This window comes from Chelatococcus caeni (assembly GCF_014196925.1).
Taxonomy (GTDB): domain Bacteria; phylum Pseudomonadota; class Alphaproteobacteria; order Rhizobiales; family Beijerinckiaceae; genus Chelatococcus_A; species Chelatococcus_A caeni.
Map to the genome: position 1 here is coordinate 141,338 of NZ_JACIEN010000004.1, position 19,660 is coordinate 160,997.

A 19,660-nucleotide genomic window follows, 5' to 3' on the forward strand; every position below is an offset into this window, starting at 1 on the left:
CACAAGGCGGTGTCACTGCCCCTGCTCGGCGACGGCCAGCACGATCCCTTCGCCGGGGCGCAGATGAAAGCCCGCTACGATCGCCTCGCACCGGTCGAGGTGGGTCGAGACCAGGATGGTGCCGGAGATCTCCTGCCGGACCTCTCTCTCTTCGCCCGCCAGGTTGAGAGCGACGAACAGCTGCCGTGCCTTATGGCAGCGCCTGAACATCAGGACCTCGTCCTGGCAGCGCATGGGTTCGTAGGACCCCTCGAGCAGGGCCGGATCGCTCTGGCGCAGCGCAATGAGACGGCGGTAGAGAGACAGCAGGGAGTGCTCGTCGTCCCGCTGCTTCGCCACGTTGTGCTCGTCGAGCCCGTCCCCGACGGGCAGCCAGGGGATGCCCTGCGTGAAGCCGGCGCCCGGCTCGGCGTTCCAGCGCATGGGGCTGCGCGACTTGTCGCGGTTGAGGCCATAGCCGGGGACCCGCTTCTCGAAGGGGTCGCGGGGTTCCCGCCCCGACATGTCCAGGTTCGGCGTGCCGATTTCATCGCCGGCGAAGAGGATCGGCGTCCCCGGCAGCGTGAAGAGGAGCATGGCGGCGAGCCGGACGCGGTCTTCGCCGACCAGCGACGCGATCCGCGGCTTGTCGTGGCTGCCCAGGATCCACACGGGCCAGGCGCCCTCGGGGACGGCGTTGAGATATTGGTCGATGCCGCCACTGAGCGAGGCGGCGTCCCACTGCGTGTCCAGCAGCAGAAAGTTGAGCGGCAGGTGAAACCGCGGTCGCTCACCCGCATAGAACTGGCCGATGCGGCCCGTGCCGCCCTGCACCTCGCCGAGAACGACCCGATCGGGGAATTCGTCCACCACCGCCCGCATCTCTTCGAGATACCGCATCGTCTCCGGCCGCGCGTCCGTGAACACGCGCCTGAACTTCTCCGGCGGCGGCATCTTGTCGTCGAATTCGGGATTAGGCGGATCGTCGCGAAGGAGAGGATCCTCGGCCAGCACCGCGCTGGCGTCGATGCGGAAACCGTCGACCCCTCGCTTCAGCCAGAACCGCAAAACGTCGGCAAACGCCGCCCGCACCTGCGGATTGTGCCAGTTGAGATCCGGCTGCTCCCGCAGGAAGGCGTGATAGTAATATTGTCCCGTCTGTGGATCCCATTCCCAGGCGCTGCCGCCGAAGCGGCTCAGCCAGTTGTTCGGAGGTCCTCCGTCCGGTCGGGGATCGCTCCATACATACCAGTCCCGTTTCGGGTTGTGGCGGGACGAGCGGCTCTCGCGAAACCAGGCATGGCGATCGGACGTGTGGTTGGGCACCACATCGAGGATCAGCCTGATGTCGCGGCGATGCAACGCCTCGAGCAGCTGGTCGAACTGGTCGAGGGAGCCGAAGACCGGGTCGATGTCGGTGTAATCCGAGATGTCGTAGCCGAAATCGAGCATCGGCGAGCGGTAGACCGGCGACAGCCAGACGGCGTGGACGCCGAGCCAGGCGAGATAATCGACGCGGGTGGCAAGGCCGGCGAGATCCCCGATCCCGTCACCGTCGCTGTCCTGAAACGAGAGCGGATAGATCTGGTAGATCGCATGCCGCTTCCACCATTCCGGTTGCTCGACCGCGCGGATAGCGGAGGACATGATGCGTGCCGCCCTTGGAGCCCCATGCTCATGCTGACGAACGCCGGTGGCCGCACGAAGTTCCGCCGGCTCAGAAGGATGCAGCCGGCATGGCGCTTTCGGGCTCAAGTTCGATCACGAGGCCGTCGTCGCCGGCAAGGTCGATAGACCCTCGGACGGCCTCTCCGTCCCGATCGGCGAAGCAGGACAAGATCACCGTCCCGCGCAGCGGCTCGCGGAAACCAAGCGATACGGGATCCCGCCCGAGATTGAGCGCCACGAGGAACCGTTCCCCGCCGCTGTGCCGGGCAAAAAGGAGCAGATCGTCCCTCGCGTGAACCGGATGATAGCTGCCGGTCGTCAGCGCCGGATGCCGCCGGCGCAGGGCGATGAGCCTCCGGTGGAGGTTGAGGATCGACCCGGTGTCCTCGCGCATGTTCGCGACATTGCGGCTTGCGTGGTCCGCCGCCAGTGGCAGCCAGGGCTCCACCTCGGAAAAGCCGGCGAAGCGCCCTCCGTCCCACTGCATCGGCGTGCGCGCGCCGTCGCGGCTGAGACCCTTGCCGGGCATGTTCCGTTCCACCGGATCGTGGACGCGCTCCGGCGGGATCGGAACCTGCGGCATGCCGAGTTCGTCGCCGTAATAGATGGTTGGGGTTCCTCTCAGGGTCAGGAGCAGCATGGCCGCTATGCGCGCCTGGTCCTCGCCGACCCTGCCTGCGACGCGCGGGCGATCATGGTTGCCGAGCACCCAGTTGGGCCAGCCGCCGCGCGGCAGCAGCGCTTCATAGTCCTCGATCAGGCGCGCGATCGTCGGAGCATGCCAATTGACGAGAAGGAGCGAGAAATTGAACGGCAGATGGACGCCGCGCAGATCGCGGCCGTAGTAGGCGACCAGCTTTTCGAGCGGGAGGTAGATTTCGCCGATCAGCAGCCGGTCCTCGAATTCCTCCACCACCGAGCGCATTTCCTCGATGACCTGGTGCACCTCGGGCAGGTCGGTCGTATAGAGCGGCACCAGCCGATGCGGCTCGGGGTCCCCTTCCCGGTAGTCCGGGTTGAGCGGGTTGTCCCTGAAGCGGTCGTCCTTCATCAGGTGCCAGATGACGTCGACGCGAAAGCCGTCGACGCCACGCTGCATCCAGAAGCGCATCACCTCGTAGATCGCCGCCCGGACCTGCGGATTGCGCCAGTTGAGGTCGGGCTGCGCGGCGAGAAATGCATGGTAATAATACTGGCCGGTCGGCTCGTCATATGCCCAGGCACTGCCGCCGAACTCGGAGAGCCAGTTGTTGGGCGGCCCGCCCTGCGCCGCCGGATCACGCCAGATATACCAGTCACGCTTGTCGCTGCGACGTGACGAACGGCTTTCCCGAAACCAGGGGTGCCGGTCGGAGGTGTGGTTGGGCACCAGGTCGAGCAGCACCTTCAGGCCCCGTGCATGCGCCTCCGCGAGCAGAAGGTCGAAATCGCCGAGGTCGCCGAACAGCGGGTGAATGGCCGTATAATCCGAGATGTCGTAGCCGAAATCGGCCATGGGCGAAGGGAAGATCGGCGACAGCCAGATGGCGTCGACCCCGAGCTCCACGAGATGGTCGAGCCGGCTGATGATGCCGGGAATATCGCCGATGCCGTCCCCGTTCGTGTCCTGGAACGAACGCGGGTAGATCTGGTAGATGACGGCCGCCTGCCACCACGCGCCGCCTGCCGCTGGCTCGCCGATGCTCATTCGCTTGGCCTTTGCTCCGCCCGCTCTTCGGCGATGAGATCGTCGAACCCTCGGCAAGCTCCATCGCCTCCAGTTTCTGCCGGGAGTGCGGCCGGTCGTGGGGATGGGCGTCGGCCTGCACCCGCACCAACTTCGGCCGGCCCGTTCGGTTCCGGCTCCTGGAGCTCCCGCCCGCAACGCTCCTATGTGGAAGCCGTCTGGCCGGATTGCGCAAAGGTGACGACCGGATCACCGTCGGGATCCGCAGAGACCTCCACCAGGAAGCGCCGGTCGGGGAAGCATGTGCCCAGTGCCTGTCTCCACGTTGCCGCGAGCAATTCGGCGACGGCCATGTATGATTCTTCGGGCGCGTCCGTGGAGTTTGAAAACAGATCATAGATGTGAACGTGATTGAGAATTCTTTCGACGTCCGGCAGGCGCTTCAGCTTGGCCATCCATTCGAAGAAGGAGGCTTCCTTGAACTTCATCTCCAGGAAAACGCCGCCGTTGAACTCGACAAAGCGGGGGAACAGGAGCCGGCCCACGGCGACGACTTCGTCGGGATGAACATTGTGGGCGATCCATGAAAGCCAGGCGCATTCGAGCGGCGGCATCCATTCCCTGCCCCACGCCGCATAGGACGCAGGCTCGGACCAGTTCGGCAGCGGATCCTTCGTGATCATGCGACGCCATCCGCCTTTCTGGGCTTGCGCTCCTCCGGCAGAGCGGCCTTTCGGCCCCGCCAAGTTTGTTATGGCGGAGGGCGGGCCGCAAGATCGCGCAGGTTTGCAGGCGAGGAGGACGCTTGCGCCTGCGCGAGGTTCGCCCCCGGCCGCCGCGCACTTTACGTCGTCTGACGCAGGATGCGCCGCTTGCGGCGCTTCAGCTTCTGGGCAGCCCCGTCGGCCGGAGCTGGCGCTTCTGCGCCGCGATGCGGAATGGTGCGTTGGCGGCGCCGTAGCCGCGATAGCCGCCGCGGCGCTCGACGATCTCAAAAAAGAAGCCCTCGCTGTAGTTGGTGCTGTAGACCTGGAAATATTCTCCACCGTCGTCGCGGTCGTAGAGAATGTTGTGGGTGCGCAGCTGGTCGAGCAGCTCCGGCTGGATGCCGAAGCGGGCCGCGAGATCGTCGTAGTAGTTGGGCGAGATCTCCAGCGCGCGGAAGCCGCGTCCCGCCATCGCCGCCGCGGTCGCGAAAATGTTGTCCGTGCGGAAGGCGAGGTGTTGCACGGATGAGCCGAAGCTCTCGGCGATGAAGTGACCGGCGAGGGTCTTGTGGTTCTCGGCGCCGTTGAGCGTGAGCCGGACGGCCCCGTCGGCGCTCTCCACCACCTGGCTGCGCACGAGGCCGCCGGGATCGACCACGTCCACCATCGGCGATTTCTCCATGCGGAAGATCGCCGTGTAGAAGAGGATCCAGGTCAGCATCTCCTCGTAGTTCATCGTCTGGGCGACGTGATCGATCCCGACGAGTCCCGCCTGCGTCGATTGGGCGGCCTGCGGCACGGGTTCGAATTCGATGTCCCAGACGGAGGCGCTGCGGTCGTCGATGAAATAGATCACGCCGCCGCCGACACCCCGGATGGCCGGGATCGCCAGTTCGCCGGGCCCGTGCTTCTGCTCGAAGGGCTCCGCGCCGAGCGCACGGGCGCGGGCCACCGTGGCCTCGGCGTCCCCCACCTTGATGCCGAAGGCATAGGCGTTGGTGCCGTGCACCAGGTAGGACGAGTGGGCAAAGCCCTCGTGCTCGGTGTTGATGACGATGTTGATGCCATCGGCGGCCGTGCCCTGCCGCCACAGCACGACCTCCTTGTTGCGGTGCCTGGCGTGCGGGGCAAAACCCATCGTCATGAGCAGGGAACCGAGGGCGCCCGCTTCCTCTTCGTTCGCCGCGAATTCGACGAAGGCGACGCCTTCCACCTGCACCGGCTCCGGCATCGCCGGCACGTCGATCGCGATGGCCGGCTCGGACCGGCGCACCTGGTCCATGAGGTTGACGAGCGAGCGCCGGCCGTCGACCGCGATCGACCGGGGCGAGCCGCCGCGGAACTGGTCGTTGAAGATCTCCAGCGAGAGCGGCCCGGCATAGCCCGTCGCCGCCACCGCGCGCATGAAATCGACGACCGGGAGGTCGCCCTGGCCGGGCATGTTGCGGTAGTGCCGGCTCCAGGAGAGCAGGTCCATCGTCATCTTCGGCGCGTCGGCGAGCTGCACGATGAAGATGCGGTCGCCGGGAATGGCGCGGATGGTGTCGGCGTCGATCCCACGGGCGAGCGTGTGGAAGGAATCGAGGATGAGGCCGATCGCCTGGTGGTCCGCGCGGCGGACGATCTCCCACGCGTCGCGGTGGTCGCTGATGTGGCGCCCCCAGGCGAGCGCCTCATAGCCGACGCGCAGGCCGCGCTTGCCCGCCCGCTCGCCGAGCTCGCGGAAATCGGCGGCGGCCCGGTCGATGCCGCCGAGCGCCGCCGGCGAGACATTGGAGCAGACCAGCATCAGGTCCGTGCCGAGCTCCTGCATCAGGTCGAACTTGCGCTCGGCCCGGTCGAAGGCGCGGCTGCGCTGCGGCTCGGGCAGGCCCTCGAAGTCGCGGAAGGGCTGGAAGAGCGTGATCTCGAGCCCGTGGTCGCGCACCATGCGGCCGACCTCCGCCGGGGTGCCGTCGAAGGCGAGAAAGTCCTGCTCGAAGATCTCGACCCCGTCGAACCCGGCCGCGGCGATCGCGGCCAGCTTCTCGCGCAGGTCACCGCTGATCGAGACCGTGGCGATGGATGTCTTCATGGCGATCCTCCATCGATCATCTCGATCAGGGCACGGATGCCGTGGACGTAGCCGCGGGGGCCGAGCCCGGCGATGACGGCCGTGGCGGCCCTGGACACCAGCGAGTGGTGATAGATCTCCTCGCGCCGATGGATGTTCGAGATGTGGATTTCGACGATCGGCCCGGGGAACATCTTCAGGGCGTCGAGCAGCGGAATGGAGCGGAAGCTCAGCCCCGCCGGATTGATGAGGATGCCCGCTCCCCCGTCGATCGCCTCGTGCACCCAGTCGACGAGCTGGTACTCGGCATTCGTCTGGTGGAAGCGCACGGGCGTGTCGCCGGCCGCCTGCCGGCACATCGCCTCGACCTCGGCCAGTGTCGTCGTGCCGTAGACGTGCGGCTCGCGCGTGCCGAGCCGGTTGAGGTTGGGCCCGTTGAGAACGAATATCGGCTTCATGGTCATCCCCCGTATCCGAGCAGGCGCGGCAGCCACAGGACGGTGCCCGGCACCAGCGTGACGATGGCGAGCGCGCCGAGCATGGCGAACAGGAAAGGCAGGACGTTCAGGACGATGTCGCGCAGCGGCACCTCGGCGATGCGGGTCATGATGAAGAGCAGCAGCCCGTAGGGCGGCGTGATCAGCCCGAGCATGATGTTGAGGACGACCACCACGCCGAAATGCACCATGTCGATGCCGAGGGCCCGCGCCGTGGGGATCAGCACCGGCACGATGACGAGCAGGATCGTGGTGCCCTCGAGCACGCAGCCCAGGAGGAGGAGCAGCACGTTGACGAGGAGGAGGAACTGCGTCGGCGTGAGATTCCAGCCGAGCAGCAGGGCAGACAGCGATTGCGGGATGTTCTCGACGGTGACGACGTAGTTGAACACCATCGCGCCGGCCAGCAGCATGCCGATCGAGGCGGTGGTGCGCCCGCTGCTGAGGAGCGCGCGATAGAGCTGCCCGGGCGTGACGCTCTGGTAGATGACGATGGAGATGAGGAGCGCATAGCCCGCCGCCACGGCAGCCGCCTCTGTCGGCGTCATCACGCCGCCCCTGATGCCGACGAGCAGGACCACCGGCAGCATGAGTGCCGGCAGGGCCCGCAGGGTGAGGCCCGGCAGCAGGCGCAGCGGAACGGGTTTTTCCACGGGGAAGTTCTTGCGGCGGGCATCGATGGCCACGATCGACATCTGGGCGAGCGCCAGCATCACCCCCGGCGTGATCCCCGCGAGGAACAGGAAGCCGACCGAGGCGTCTGAGACGAGCGCGTAGATGACGAGCGGAATGGAGGGCGGGATGATCGGCGCGATCACGGCCGTGGCCGCCGTCAGCGCGGCGGCATAGCTCGCAGGATACCTGCCGTCCTTCGTCATGAGCTGCTGCATCATCTTGCCCGTGCCGGCCGCATCGGCGATCGCCGAGCCGGACATGCCCGCAAAGATGAGGGACTGCAACACGTTGACCTGTGCGAGGCCGCCGCGGAAGCGGCCGACGACGGCATTGCAGAAATGGAGCAGCCGCTGCGTCATCGTCCCCGCGTTCATGATCTCGGCGGCGAGGATGAACATGGGCACGGCGAGCAGGAGGTATCCGGTATAGAGGCCGTTGAGGATCTGCTCTGCCGCGGTGCCCATGTCGAGCCCGGCGAGCCACAGATAGAGGATCGAGGATGCGATCATCGCGTGGCCGATCGGCAGGCCGATGAGTGCCAGCGCGCAGATGGAGACCAGCGCCAGCCAGAACGGGTCGATGACGATCATGTGGTGGGGCTCGCCTTGGCGGGATCGGTTTCGTCCGGCTCCCGACCCGTGAGAGCATGCCAGCCGAGCCACAGGTAGCGGGCGAGGACGGCGACGACGAAGATGACATAGATCGAGAACAGCCAGTCGAAACGGATCTTCAGATAGGCGGTCTTCTGCACCTTCATGAAGGTCACGTAGTCGTAGACGGCGGGAAGCGAGCCGCCGTAGAGCACGAGGAGCGCGGCCGCCGCGATCACCGTCATCACGCGGCGCACGCGGGGGCGGACCGCGCCGTAGATGAGGTCGAACCGGATCTCCTCCTCCTCGCGCACCACGAAGGCGGCCCCGAACAGGACGACCCAGATCCAGAGGACCACGGTGAGTTCGTTGCTCCAGCCGGTCGGCCATTGCAGGAGATAGCGAAAGATCACCTGGAGCAGAAAGGCGGCGAACATCACGCCGATCATGACGACGACGAGGTTCTCGCCGCGTCGATAGAGCCAGCCCGCCAGGAGCCGCGCACCGTGCCGCATCGGCTTGTCTCCCGTGGACGTACCGCCGGCCCTCGCGGGCGGCGGTACGCCGCGTGACGTTCTCAGAGGGCGTTGATCTTGTCGACCATGCCCGCGGGCCAGCTCGCCGCGAGGTCCGACGCAAGATACTGCTGCTGCACATGGCTGCGGAAGGCCTCGACGTCGGGCTCGTAGATCTTCAGCCCGGCCGCCTTGAACCGTTCGGCGAGCTCGGTCTCGCGGGCGAGGTGCTTCTCGGTCGAGAAGTCGATCGCCGCGTCCGCCGCCGCCTGGAACCGCGCCTGCCTGTCGGCATCCATCCCGTCCCAGGTCTTCTTGGACACGGTCAGGAGATCGAAGCCGACGAGGTGCGAGGTCAGCACGATCTGCTTCATCACCTCGTAGAACTTCATGTTCTCCACGTTCGGCAGCGGATTGTCCTGGCCGTCGATGGCGCCGGTCTGCAGGCCCGTATAGACCTCGGCATAGGCCATCGGCGTCGGGTTGGCGCCGAGCGCGCGGCCCAGGAACTGCCAGGCGTCGCCGCCGGGCATGCGCAGCTTGATGCCCGCCATGTCGGCCGGCGTCTTGATCTCCTTGTCGACCCTGAGGCCGACCTGGCGCACGCCGAAATAGGTCGGGCCCAGCACCTTCACGCCGAGCTGGTCCTCGGTCATCTTCTTCATCTCGGCGCCGGCCTCGCTGGCGAAGAAGGCCTTGAGATGCGCGGCGTCGCGGAAGAGGTAGCCGGCGGTCAGGATCGACCAGGCGGGGATCTGGTTGGAGATGTCCTGCGGGGCGATGTTGCCCATCTCGAGGTTGCCGCGCTGCAGCGCCACGAGCTCGGTGCCCTGCTTGAACAGGTTGCCGCCGTAATAGCCCTCGAAGGTGAAGTCGCCGGCAATCGCGTCGGCGAACTTCTTCATCATCTCGGCACGGATGTCCTGCTCGGAAAAGACGGCCGAGAAGCGCAGCTTCGGCTTGTCCTGCGCGAGCGCCGGGATGGCCGAGGAGGCTGCGAGAATGCTGCTCCCGATGAGGAACTGGCGGCGTGTGGCATGTAATTTCATTTGAATTCCTCCCTGTTCTTCTTTCCGAAACTGGCCTGCTATCCGGCAGGCTCGTGCGTGAATGCCGCGAAGGCGGCCTTCATCCGGTTGGCGTCGGGCGCGATGCCCGTGAACAGCTCGAAGGCACGCACGGCCTGGAAGACCGCCATGCCTTCGCCCGAGAGCGTCCGGCAGCCCTTGCGGCGCGCCTCGCGCAGCAGCTCCGTCTCGAGCGGGAAATAGACGACGTCGGCGACCCAGTGGCGCGCCTCGATGCAGTCGGCCGCAATCGGGATGCCCGGCAGTTTCGCCATGCCGACCGGAGTGGCATTGACGATCCCCTGCGCCGCCTTCGCGGCCTCGCGCACGTCGTCGACGATCTCCGCGCGGCCGGCGCCGAAACTGGCGGCGAGGTTGCGGACGAGAGCCCCCGCCCTGTCCGGTTCGACGTCGGCAATGGCGAGCCGGCTGACGCCGCAGTCGAGCAGCGCATGCGCCACGGCCGCGCCGGCTCCTCCCGCTCCGAGCAGCAGCACGTGATCGCATGGGGCGCCGGCCATGCCCGTGCGAAAGCTCTCGCGAAAGCCCCAGACATCCGTGTTGTGCCCGAAGCGCCGCCCGTCCCTGAACACGACGGTGTTGACCGCGCCGACCTGGCGCGCCGCCTGCGACAGCTCGTCGAGCAGCGGCAAGATCTCCTGCTTGTAGGGAAAGGTGACGTTGAAGCCGGAGAAGCCGAAGAACTCGGCGAAGCGGATGATCTCGGCGATCGGCGGAGCGGGATCGCCCATCAATTCGGTGTCGAGCAGGCGATAGACATAGGCGAGCCCCTGCTCGCGCCCCTCGGCCTCATGCATGGCCGGCGTCCGGGACAGCTGGATGCCGCGGCCGAGCAGACCCACCAGTACGCCGCGGCGGGATCGCTCCCGTGCCGCCGGGGCTTCGGCCGTGATTGCCGTTCCGTCCAAGACGATCGCCTCCCCTGCCGGAGCGCTGTCCGTCCAGCGCTCCATGTCCATGGGACCAACTTTGAACCACCTGGTTAATTCTGGCAAGCACTTTGAACGATCCGGATAATTCATATAGTAGGACGGAGCGGACGCGGGGGCGATTCAAGCGATGGACGAGGCAGGAGTGGACACGGAGAAGGCCACCGGCCGCGGCGGCTGGAAGCAGGACCCCGCCGGCGTGCAGTCGAACATCCTCGCGGTCGCCATGTCGGAATTTGCCGACAACGGCCTGTCAGGCGCGCGCATCGACGAGATCGCCGCCAAGACCCGCACCTCCAAGCGCATGATCTACTACTATTTCGGCGACAAGGAGGGTCTCTACCGCCGTGTGCTGGAGGAGGCCTACCGGAAGGTCCGCGAAGGGGAGCGCAAGCTCGATCTCGACCATCTGCCGCCGGTCGAGGCGCTCACGCGGCTCGTCGAGTTCACCTTCGACCATCACAGCCGAAACCCCGACTTCATCCGGCTGGTGATGATCGAGAACATCCATCACGGCGCCTATCTCGAGCGCTCGGACCTCATCGGGCGCCTGAACGCCGGCGCCATCGAGAAGCTCGAGACGATCTGCCGTCGCGGGCGCGAGGCGGGGCTGTTCCGCGATGACGTCGAGCCGCTGGAGCTGCACTGGCAGATCAGCGCGCTCAGCTTCTTCAATGTGTCCAACCGCGCAACCTTCTCGCGGATCTTCGGCGGCCGGCTCTACGGTTCCGAAGGCCAGGAGACCATGCGCCGGCACGTGGTCGAGCTGATCCTGCGCTTCATGCTCAAGGACAAGATGTCCTGACGCTCGCCGGCCGCGGCCGGGCATCGCCGGCAGGTTTCAGGGCTGCTCGCGCAGCTCCACTGAAAAATCCTGCTCAAGCACCACGGCGCCGTCGCGCGTCACGCGGTAGCTCGCCTGGTAGAGCCCCGGCCGCCACCCGTCCTGGGGCCGTTTCCTGCCGGAATAGAGCAGCGTCTGCGCCTGGTTGCGCTCCATCGGCTTCGCCCGGTTTTCGGCGATGACGCGCCCGGATGGGTCCTTGACAGTCAGAAGCTGGATGTCGCCGGCCTGAAGGCCGATCGCGCGGATATAGGCCACGAGCGCGGCGGCATCGGCGCCGTCCGGGGCCTGCCCGGCGCCGGCTTCCTCGACCATCTGCATCGTCACCGGGCTCGAGGCAAATCCGTGGTTGATGATCGCGCGCGGTCGATAGGCGAGGCCCGGCTGCAGTGCCGGCGCCCACAGACTCGCGCCCGCGCCGCAGGAACCGGGCGGGGCATCGTGGGCGAAGGGATCGATGATCCGGCCGCCATGGCGCACCGTGAAATGGACGTGCGGATACTGGCTGAGGCCGGAAAGGCCGACGCGCCCGACCGGCTGCCCCGCCTTCACCATCTCGCCCGGCTTCAGCCGCAGGCTCCCCTTGGCGAGGTGGCAATATTGCGTCTCCCACCCCCCGCCGTGGTCGATGACGAGGCCGTTGCCGCATTCCGTGTTCTGCACGGCCGAATGGTCGCTGCCCGCGACCAGCACGTCGGCCATGCCGTCGCGCTGCCGCAGGACGCGTCCGTCGGCAGCGGCGAGCACGTCAACGCCGGCGCGCTGCGCGGCCATGCTCGGCAGGCGGAAATCGGTGCCGTTGTGACCGTCCTGCGCGCGGGTGCCGCACATGTAGTCACGGGCGGAGGGAGATGGGTCGGCATCGACATAGGTCTGGATGAAGCAGTCGCGGCCGATGTCGCAGGCGATGGGCAGCTGGAAGACAGGGCGGTCGGCAGCGACGGCACCGGCCGTCCACCCGAAAACCAGCAGCGCCGCCGCGACGAGGGTCCGCGGGTTACGCGTCGTGCGGTCGCTCATCGCCTGTGCCTCCGGTCGCGGAAAGGCTTCCTTCCGGGGCGCGGGCAGGTTCCCGGGCTCCCCGCCTGAAGGGCGACATGGTGAGGATGTAGAGCAGAAAGAACTCGACCTGTCGATTGATGCCGAGCTTGAGCATGATGCGTTTCGTGTAGGTTCTGACGGTCGCCTCGGTGAGGCCGAGGACGCTGCCCATCCGCGAAGGCGGCTGGCCGCACAGCACGCAGGCCACGATCCGCTCCTCCGCCCATTTGAGACCGAAGGCCGATGCGATGCGCTTGGCGCCTGCGGCTGGATCGACCTGGGGAACGACGAGCAGGAAGCGGTCAGCCTCGTCCTCCATCCAAGCCGGGCCGATCCAGGCGAAGGCGAAAGCGCCCCGCTCGGTCGACAGGGGAACGACCATCGTCGGCGGCATGCGCTCGGGCTGCGCCGCCGCGGCGTCGCCGAGCGCCTGCTGCAGCTGCCGCGTCACGGAGTCGTTCGCGCCGGTGAGCACCCCGGCGCTGAGCTGCAGCGGGCCGCCCTTGAGCAGATAGTCCCGTCCGGCGTCGTTGGTCTTGAGGAGGTGCAAGCCCCCGTCGACGATGAAAGCCGGGAAGATCAGCTCGTTGAGAAAGGCACCCACGCTGCCCTCCTGCCTGCTCGGCGGCGCATGTCGCGCAGCCGTCCAGATGGCGCGCACGGCGCGGGCGATGCGGTCGAGTTCGAGCGACGAGAGTGGCGCCGGATGCCAGCCGGCGAGAAAGACGAGATCGATGCCGTCTTCCGCCCGCACGCTTCCCGCGAGCCCCCGCAGCTGGCCGGCGGGAGGGCGGCCGAGGGCAGCGACCGCCGGGGCATTCTCCGGGCCGACGAGGCGGATCGCGGCGCCGTCGGGGTCTTCCCCGAGGGCGAGTTGCGTCATGGCCTCGACGGCGGCGGGATTGCCGGCGGCCGGTCCGAGTTCGACCACGTCGATCACGAAACCCGCCGCCCGGGCCACCATGGCCACGCAGCAGCGCTCGCAACCGAGCAGATCGAGAATGGCCCGGCCGAAGACCTCGGCCGAGGCGCGCGTCATCCGAACGATCTCGCTCGACAGCGGCTGACGGCCTGTCCGACGGGCCCCGGACGTCTCGTCGAGGAGCAATTCGGCCCTGTAGAGGATGAAATCGCTTCCGTTCTGGCCTCCGGATTCATTCGCTGCTTCGCGCATGGGCGCCCTCCGACGCTACCTGGGCCCCCCAAAGAACCGTTCAACTTTCCCTGAAAGCGCGCTCGACGCGCAGCATCAGCGGTGTCAGAAGATAGTCCACGAACGTCCTCTGCCCCGTCTCGATGAACACCTCGACCGGCATGCCCGGCTGCAGCTGGCCGAGATAGGGCGTGGCATCGGGGCCGGCGTGGAGCTCCACCTCCACCTTGTAGAACAGGATGCCCGACTTCGGCTCGAGCAGCGCGTCGGCCGATACGGTCGTCACCGCCCCGGTGAGCATCGGCGCACGCCGGGAGTTGAAGGCGAGGATGCGGATGCGGGCGTGCTGCCCCACGCTCACCTCGTCGCGGTCGGCCGGGCGCACCTCGCCCTCGACGCTGAGGCGGTCGGCCACCGGCACGATGTCGAGAAGCGTCTCGCGCGGACCGAGCGTCGCGTTCAGGTCCCTGGTGTTGAGACCGACGACGATGCCACTCTCGGGCGCCCTGAGTTCGCTTTGAACGAGCATGTCGCGCGCGGCCGCAATGCGGTGCCTCACATCGGCGATCTCCTCCCGCACAATGTGACGCTGCTTGGCGATGTTCTCAAGCCAGTCGTAGAGCAGCTGGCGGCGCCTCTCGTTCACCTCGGCGATCTTGCTCCTGGACTGGGCGATCGACGCGGCATTCGCCTGGATCTGTGTCGAAGCTTCCACCTCGGCGCGCCTCAGGGCCAGGACGCGCGGTTTCCTGGCGAGGCCCTTGGCGAGCAGCACCTCCGAATCCTTGATCTCGTCCCGTAGATAATCGAGCTGCTGCCGCAGCCCGTCCGAACTCGTCTCGAGGCCGCGGATCGCGTCCTCGAGCTGGCGCACCTGCTCGTCGAGCACCTTGCGCTGCCCCTCGAGCGAAGCCGCCCGCGCCGCGAACTCGGCGAGCTGGGCCTGGATGGCCGCCTGCGCCTCGGGGCGCGCGGCCGCGGCGTTGAGCTCCTCGGGGAAGGAAATCATGCCCGCGCCCGCCCCCTCGGCCGCGAGCCGGGCCTCCATCGCCAGATCGGCGAAGAGCTTGGTCTCGAGCACGCCGAGATTGGCCTCGATCTGCGTCGTGTCGAGCCTTGCCACGAGCTGGCCGCGCTCCACCTGGTCGCCCTCGTGCACGAGGACCTCCTTGACGATGCCGCCCTGGAGGTGCTGCACCGGACGCCGTTTCGACAGAACCTTGACGACGCCGGGGGCGATGACGGCGCTGCTCAGGGGCACGGTGGCACTCCAGGCGCCGAAGCCGCCGAACAGCAGGATGCACAGCACGCAGCCCCAGGCGACGAGGCGACGTGTCTCCGAGCGGGGCTGGTCGAGGGCGACCGCCGGCCGGATGCCCACGACCTCGCCTGCCAGCGTCGGCCGTCTCTCGCCGACCAGCGTCGGCGTCCATCGCCCGTCGGAACCGTCGCGCTCCGGATGCATCAGCGCTTCCTCCCGGCGATCACGGACCGACCCCGCTGTGCGCCGGCTTCATGGGCCGGACGGAAGCGGGTCTCGCCATGGACCGCGGCATCACCTCGCCCGGCACGCCGAAGGCGACCTGGGCGCCGTCGCGCAGGAACAGGATGAAGTCGGCAACGGTCAGCAGCCGCGGCCGGTGCGAGGCGACGAGCACGGTGGCGCCGCGGATCCTGGCTTCCCGGATCGCATCGCAGAGCGCCTCCTCGCCATCGTGGTCGAGGTTCGAGTTGGGTTCGTCGAGCAGGACGAGGCGCCTGTCGCCGAAGAACGCCCGCGCCAGCCCGATGCGCTGGCGCTGGCCGCCGGACAGCTTGCTGCCGTCGCGGCCGATCTCGGTCTGGTAGCCGCGCGGCAGGGACAGGATCATGTCGTGGGCGTTGGCGAGCAGGGCCGCCCTGACCACGTCGTCATCCGTCGCATTCTCGTCGAAGCCGGCGATCGCCTCGGCGACCGTGCCGCCCATCAGCTCGGCCTCCTGGGGCAGATATCCGACATATCGCCCGAGCTGGTCCGCGTCCCAGTTGTCGAGCGAGGCCCCGTCGAGCCGGATGATGCCGGTCGTCGGCCGGGCGAGACCCGCGATCATGCGCAGCAGCGTGGACTTGCCCGCCCCCGTCGGCCCGATGACGACGACGACGCTCGCCGGCGGGCAGGCGAAGGTGACGCCGGCGAGGATCGGGCGCCGGGCCTCGCCGGTGCGGAAGACGAGGCCCTGCACGTCGATCGCCCCGGAGGGCGGCGGCAGCAGGGTCTTGCGCCGCTCGGCGAGGACGGCGGCGATGGCGGCCCGGACATGCGTCCAGGCATCGCGCGCCGCCATCAGGGGCCGCCAGGCCGCCACCAGATGTTCCATCGGGGCGAGCGTGCGGCTGATGATGATCGAGGAGGCGATCATGCTGCCGGGCAGCGCCTCGTTCTGCAGCACGAGCCATGCGCCGACGGCGATGGCGGCGACCTGCAGCGCCATCCTGAGCATGCGGGCGATGGAGGCGACGGCCGCGACGCGCTCGCTCGCCCTGACGACCGGCGCCAGCGCCTCGTCGTTGAGGCGGAGGAATTCGCGGACCGCCCCGGTCCTCCAGCCCATCACCCGGATGAGATGGGCATGCCGGATCATGCCGTCGAGGGTGCCTTGCGCCCGGCCTGCCGCGGCGGCGGCGCCCTCCCTTTCCGCCCGTGCGATGCGCTGGCTGACGACCGCGAGGACCGCGAGGATCGCGGCGCCGCCGAGCGCGATGTGACCATAGTAGGGGTGGATCAGGTAGAGCACGACGATGAACCCGGGCAGGAAGGGGGCGTCGATCAGCATCGGGATCGTGCCGCTCGACAGGAGGCCCCTGAGCTCGCGCACCCGCACGATGTCGTGGATGCCGCCCTCGGTTCTCCGCGCCGGATCGGCGATGGAGGCCTTCAGCACGAGCGGGGCGACATGCTGCTCGAACCGCACCGCCAGGCGACCGAGAAGGCGGTCGCGCAGCACGTCGAAGGCCGCGCCGAAGCCCAGGGCGCCGAAGGCGAGCGCCGTCAGGGCGACGAGCGTCTCGATGCTGCCGCTGGTGAGCACCCTGTCGAAGACCAGGATCGCGAAGAGGGGCAGGATCAGAAGGAGCGTGTTGATCGCGACGCTGAAGACGACAACCCAGACGAAGACGCCGCGGCCCGGTATCGCGCCGAGCAGCGACACCAGGCTCTCCGGGCGGTCCTTGCCAGTCGCCAGCCTTGCCGATACTCGCGGCATGCGCCCTCCGACAGCGGACAGCATAGACGTCCTTCGCGACCGACAGCCCCACCGCCGCCGCGCTCTGCGTACCGGCCACCCCTCCGGGGTTTCGGAGAAAAACACCCTCCGCCGCCCCGTCCACCGCCGTCTTGATACCTGCCGAGGTTACGGAAGAGCGCCTCGGATAAAAATCCCCAATTGGGGATGAAAAAGCGTCCACGCGTCGCCGGCGGGAAATGATCCCGCAGCGGCCTGGCAGCAAAAAAGGAGCGGCAGCGCGAGCCGCCGCTCCTCGTGGCCGTTGGCCGCCGCCGGTCAGACGATCGATATGGCGGTGTAGCCCGCATCGTCGTTGATGTCGGCGATCGAGGTATAGGGCGTGGCACCTCCGGTGACGCCATCGAGCTGGATGCTGCCGAAGCCGAAGTCGAGCGTCGTGTTGGTGCCGTCGTCGGTGACGACCACGGTCTCCGGGTCGAAATCGTCCGGAGCGTCGACGACCACTTCATCCCCATCGGCGAAGCTCATGTCCGTCACCTCGTCGTCGCCGAACCCGGTGTCGGTATCGTCGCCGAAGCTGAAGGTGTCGGTCCCGGCTCCGCCGGTCAGCGTGTCGTCGCCTTCACCGCCGTCGAGGAAGTCGGCGCCGTTGCCGCCGTCGAGGGTGTCGTCGCCGGCCTCGCCGTAGAGCTCGTCGTTGCCCGCGCCGCCGGCGAGGTCATCCGCCCCGTCGCCGCCGTTTATCGTGTCGGCGCCGTCACCGCCGATGAGCGTATCGTCACCCGCATCGCCATTGAGTACGTCGACACCGGCCCCGCCGTTGAGCTCGTCATCACCGTCGCCGCCACTCATCGTGTCGTCGCCGTCGCCGCCGTCCATCACGTCGTCACCGGCATCCCCGAACATGGTGTCGTTACCGGCGCCGCCATCCATGAGATCGCTGCCGTCGCCGCCGTTCATGGTGTCGTTGCCGTCGCCGCCGCTGAGGGCGTCATTGCCGGCTCCACCGTCCAGCGTGTCGTCCCCGGCGCCACCGTCCAGCGTGTCGTCACCGTTGCCGCCGTTGAGCACGTCATTGCCGTCGCCGCCGTCCAGCGTGTCGTTGTCGTTGCCGCCATTGAGCGTGTCGTCACCGGCGCCGCCGCTGAGCGTGTCGTCACCGAGCCCGCCGTTCAGCAGGTCGTTGCCGTCGCCGCCGTCCATGACGTCGTCGCCAGCACCGCCATTCAGTGTGTCGTCACCGGCCCCGCCCCACAGCGTATCGTTGCCGGCACCGCCGTTGAGGACGTCGTTGTCATCGCCGCCGTCCAGCCAGTCGTCGCCGGCGCCGCCGTTCAGCGTGTCGGTGCCCGCGCCGCCGAAGATCGTATCCGCGCCTGCCCCGCCGCTGAGAACATCGTTGCCGTCGCCACCGTCGATCCAGTCGTCGCCGGCGCCTCCGAAGGCGATGTCGTCACCGGCGCCGCCATCGATTACGTCATTGCCGGCACCGCCGTTGAGCGTGTCGTTGCCGTCGCCGCCGTCGAGCAGGTCATCGCCCGGGCCGCCGTTCAGGATGTCGTCGCCAGCGAGGCCCAACAGGACATCATCACCGGAGAGGCCGCTGATCGTGTCGGCCAAAGCTGTCCCGATGAGAATAGGATTGTCGATGCCGTTGTCGTTTCCAAGCGTTCCAACGATAACAGCCATGGTGATACTCCATCGTTCAGGACGAGCCTGCGATGAGCGCGCGGTTCTTCTTGATGTGCATTGACTGCTTACGCGTGTCAGGCCCCGATCCGAGGGGTTCGCGCCGTGCAGAGCTTGGGGAGGCTAGCGAGCACCGGAACAGGACACAATCCCCAACTGGAGACAAAAGGGCATAGCGGTGCGCAGAAGGGCTCGCGGGAACATCATTCCGTCCCGGCGGTTCGAACAACTCACCCCCACCAGCCGGACCGGAGGCACGAGATGGCAGACGAGACAAGGACGCCGCAGGCCGATCCGCCGGAGGGTTCGCGCGACGTGGTCGAGCGCGAGTTGCGGCGCCGGAAGCAGCAATCCGAGCGCTCCGAGCCAAGGCCTCCCGGGCCGTCCGGAGATGACCGAGGGACAGCGGCGGCCCCCCGGCCGCGCCGGGCGAAGCATTGACGAGGTCGCCGTAATGGCTCCCGATCGTCAGCGCTGCTCGTCGGCCGCGGAGGATCCGATCGAGCGTCTGGCCGACGCCATCCGGCGCCGCAACGCGATCCTCTTCGTCGGCGCCGGCGTGTCGATGAGCCTCGGGCTGCCCTCCTGGGACGCCCTGATCCGCCACATGCGCGCTGAACTCGGCCTCGACGAGGAGGAACAGGGTCAGTCACGCGACCGCTACCAGACGCTCGCCGAATATTACCGGCTGAAGCAGGGCAGCATCGGTCCGCTGCGCAGCTGGATGGACCGCAACTGGCGCGTCACGGCCGAGCAGGTTCGCCGCTCGCGCCTGCACCGCGTGCTGGTGGAACTCGACTTCCCCATCATCTACACGACGAATTACGATCGCAATCTCGAGGTCGCCTACGAAGCCCATGGCCGCCCCTACGTGAAGATCGCCAATGCCCGCGACGTCAGCACGGCCGCGAACGCCGCCACGCAGATCGTCAAGTACCATGGTGATTTCGACGACGACGCTTCGCTGGTGCTGACGGAAACCGACTATTACGAGCGGCTGTCGTTCGATTCTCCCCTCGACGTGAAGTTCCGGTCCGATGCGCTCGGCAGGACCGTGCTCTTCATCGGCTACAGCCTCACCGACATGAACATCCGGCTGCTGCTGCACCGCCTGTGGCAGACATGGCATCGCTCCGGCTATGAGGACGACCGGCCGCCATCCTTCGTCTTCATGCCGCACCGCGACGAGGTGGAGGAAGCGGTGCTGGCGCGCTGGGGGATAACCTTCCTCAGCCAGGAAGGAGCCGATCCCGAGGAGGCGCTGACCGGCTTTCTCGAACAGCTGCGGCAGCGGGTGTGATCCGGCCGGGGAATGCGACGGGGTTGAACCCGCGGCGGCCAC

At 67.7% G+C, this 19,660-nt stretch carries 16 protein-coding genes; 2 read left to right on the plus strand and 14 right to left on the minus strand.

Features of this window, described 5'->3' with window-relative positions:
• Nucleotides 1-12 precede the first annotated feature (12 nt).
• The 9 genes from GGR16_RS16790 to GGR16_RS16830 all read right to left on the minus strand — a co-directional run bounded on the left by GGR16_RS16790 (nucleotide 13) and on the right by GGR16_RS16830 (nucleotide 10,346).
• Entirely contained in the window at nucleotides 13-1,626 is a 1,614-nt protein-coding gene (locus GGR16_RS16790; protein ID WP_183317344.1) for an alpha-amylase family glycosyl hydrolase, read from the minus strand.
• Nucleotides 1,627-1,696: 70 nt separating this feature from the next.
• A complete protein-coding gene (locus GGR16_RS16795) occupies nucleotides 1,697-3,334 on the minus strand; it encodes an alpha-amylase family glycosyl hydrolase (protein WP_183317345.1) in 1,638 nt (545 codons plus the stop codon).
• Nucleotides 3,335-3,516: 182 nt separating this feature from the next.
• Nucleotides 3,517-3,996 carry a hypothetical protein gene (locus GGR16_RS16800; RefSeq protein WP_183317346.1) on the minus strand — a complete coding sequence of 160 codons (480 nt, stop codon included), beginning with the start codon at nucleotides 3,994-3,996 and terminating at the stop codon, nucleotides 3,517-3,519.
• Between the two features lie 199 nt (nucleotides 3,997-4,195).
• Nucleotides 4,196-6,094, minus strand: a complete 1,899-nt coding sequence (locus GGR16_RS16805) for a bifunctional sugar phosphate isomerase/epimerase/4-hydroxyphenylpyruvate dioxygenase family protein (RefSeq protein WP_183317347.1) — start codon at nucleotides 6,092-6,094, stop codon at nucleotides 4,196-4,198.
• Entirely contained in the window at nucleotides 6,091-6,531 is a 441-nt protein-coding gene (locus tag GGR16_RS16810; RefSeq protein ID WP_183317348.1) for a type II 3-dehydroquinate dehydratase, read from the minus strand. The genes GGR16_RS16805 and GGR16_RS16810 overlap by 4 nt, the downstream gene beginning before the upstream one ends.
• A 2-nt stretch (nucleotides 6,532-6,533) precedes the next feature.
• The gene (locus GGR16_RS16815; protein ID WP_183317349.1) at nucleotides 6,534-7,835 is read right to left on the minus strand and encodes a TRAP transporter large permease; all 1,302 of its coding nucleotides are present in this window, start codon (nucleotides 7,833-7,835) and stop codon (nucleotides 6,534-6,536) included.
• Nucleotides 7,832-8,350: a TRAP transporter small permease gene (locus tag GGR16_RS16820; RefSeq protein ID WP_053194188.1), complete on the minus strand. Its 519-nt coding sequence runs from the start codon at nucleotides 8,348-8,350 to the stop codon at nucleotides 7,832-7,834. Before GGR16_RS16820 ends, GGR16_RS16815 begins: the two co-directional genes overlap by 4 nt.
• 62 nt (nucleotides 8,351-8,412) lie before the next feature.
• Complete coding sequence (gene dctP, locus GGR16_RS16825; RefSeq protein ID WP_183317350.1) at nucleotides 8,413-9,399, minus strand: TRAP transporter substrate-binding protein DctP; 987 nt, start codon at nucleotides 9,397-9,399, stop codon at nucleotides 8,413-8,415.
• 38 nt (nucleotides 9,400-9,437) lie between these two features.
• Nucleotides 9,438-10,346, minus strand: a complete 909-nt coding sequence (locus GGR16_RS16830; RefSeq protein ID WP_246373144.1) for a shikimate dehydrogenase — start codon at nucleotides 10,344-10,346, stop codon at nucleotides 9,438-9,440.
• A gap of 151 nt (nucleotides 10,347-10,497) precedes the next feature.
• On the opposite strand from GGR16_RS16830, the gene GGR16_RS16835 reads away from it, so the two are divergent.
• Nucleotides 10,498-11,172, plus strand: a complete 675-nt coding sequence (locus tag GGR16_RS16835; protein WP_183317351.1) for a TetR/AcrR family transcriptional regulator — start codon at nucleotides 10,498-10,500, stop codon at nucleotides 11,170-11,172.
• Nucleotides 11,173-11,208: 36 nt separating this feature from the next.
• On the opposite strand, the gene GGR16_RS16840 is transcribed toward GGR16_RS16835, so the two are convergent.
• The 5 genes from GGR16_RS16840 to GGR16_RS16860 all read right to left on the minus strand — a co-directional run bounded on the left by GGR16_RS16840 (nucleotide 11,209) and on the right by GGR16_RS16860 (nucleotide 18,318).
• Nucleotides 11,209-12,231 (minus strand): M23 family metallopeptidase, encoded by a 1,023-nt coding sequence (locus GGR16_RS16840; RefSeq protein WP_019404874.1) that lies wholly within the window; start codon nucleotides 12,229-12,231, stop codon nucleotides 11,209-11,211.
• The gene (locus GGR16_RS16845; protein WP_183317352.1) at nucleotides 12,209-13,426 is read right to left on the minus strand and encodes a helix-turn-helix transcriptional regulator; all 1,218 of its coding nucleotides are present in this window, start codon (nucleotides 13,424-13,426) and stop codon (nucleotides 12,209-12,211) included. The genes GGR16_RS16840 and GGR16_RS16845 overlap by 23 nt, the downstream gene beginning before the upstream one ends.
• A gap of 40 nt (nucleotides 13,427-13,466) precedes the next feature.
• Nucleotides 13,467-14,870, minus strand: a complete 1,404-nt coding sequence (locus GGR16_RS16850) for an HlyD family type I secretion periplasmic adaptor subunit (RefSeq protein ID WP_019404876.1) — start codon at nucleotides 14,868-14,870, stop codon at nucleotides 13,467-13,469.
• A gap of 19 nt (nucleotides 14,871-14,889) precedes the next feature.
• Nucleotides 14,890-16,647, minus strand: a complete 1,758-nt coding sequence (locus tag GGR16_RS16855; RefSeq protein ID WP_210289601.1) for a type I secretion system permease/ATPase — start codon at nucleotides 16,645-16,647, stop codon at nucleotides 14,890-14,892.
• Nucleotides 16,648-16,944: 297 nt separating this feature from the next.
• Entirely contained in the window at nucleotides 16,945-18,318 is a 1,374-nt protein-coding gene (locus tag GGR16_RS16860) for a calcium-binding protein (protein WP_082312701.1), read from the minus strand.
• Nucleotides 18,319-18,772: 454 nt separating this feature from the next.
• Between GGR16_RS16860 and GGR16_RS16865 the strand changes: the two genes are divergently transcribed.
• Nucleotides 18,773-19,618 carry an SIR2 family NAD-dependent protein deacylase gene (locus tag GGR16_RS16865; RefSeq protein WP_183317353.1) on the plus strand — a complete coding sequence of 282 codons (846 nt, stop codon included), beginning with the start codon at nucleotides 18,773-18,775 and terminating at the stop codon, nucleotides 19,616-19,618.
• Nucleotides 19,619-19,660: the final 42 nt, after the last annotated feature.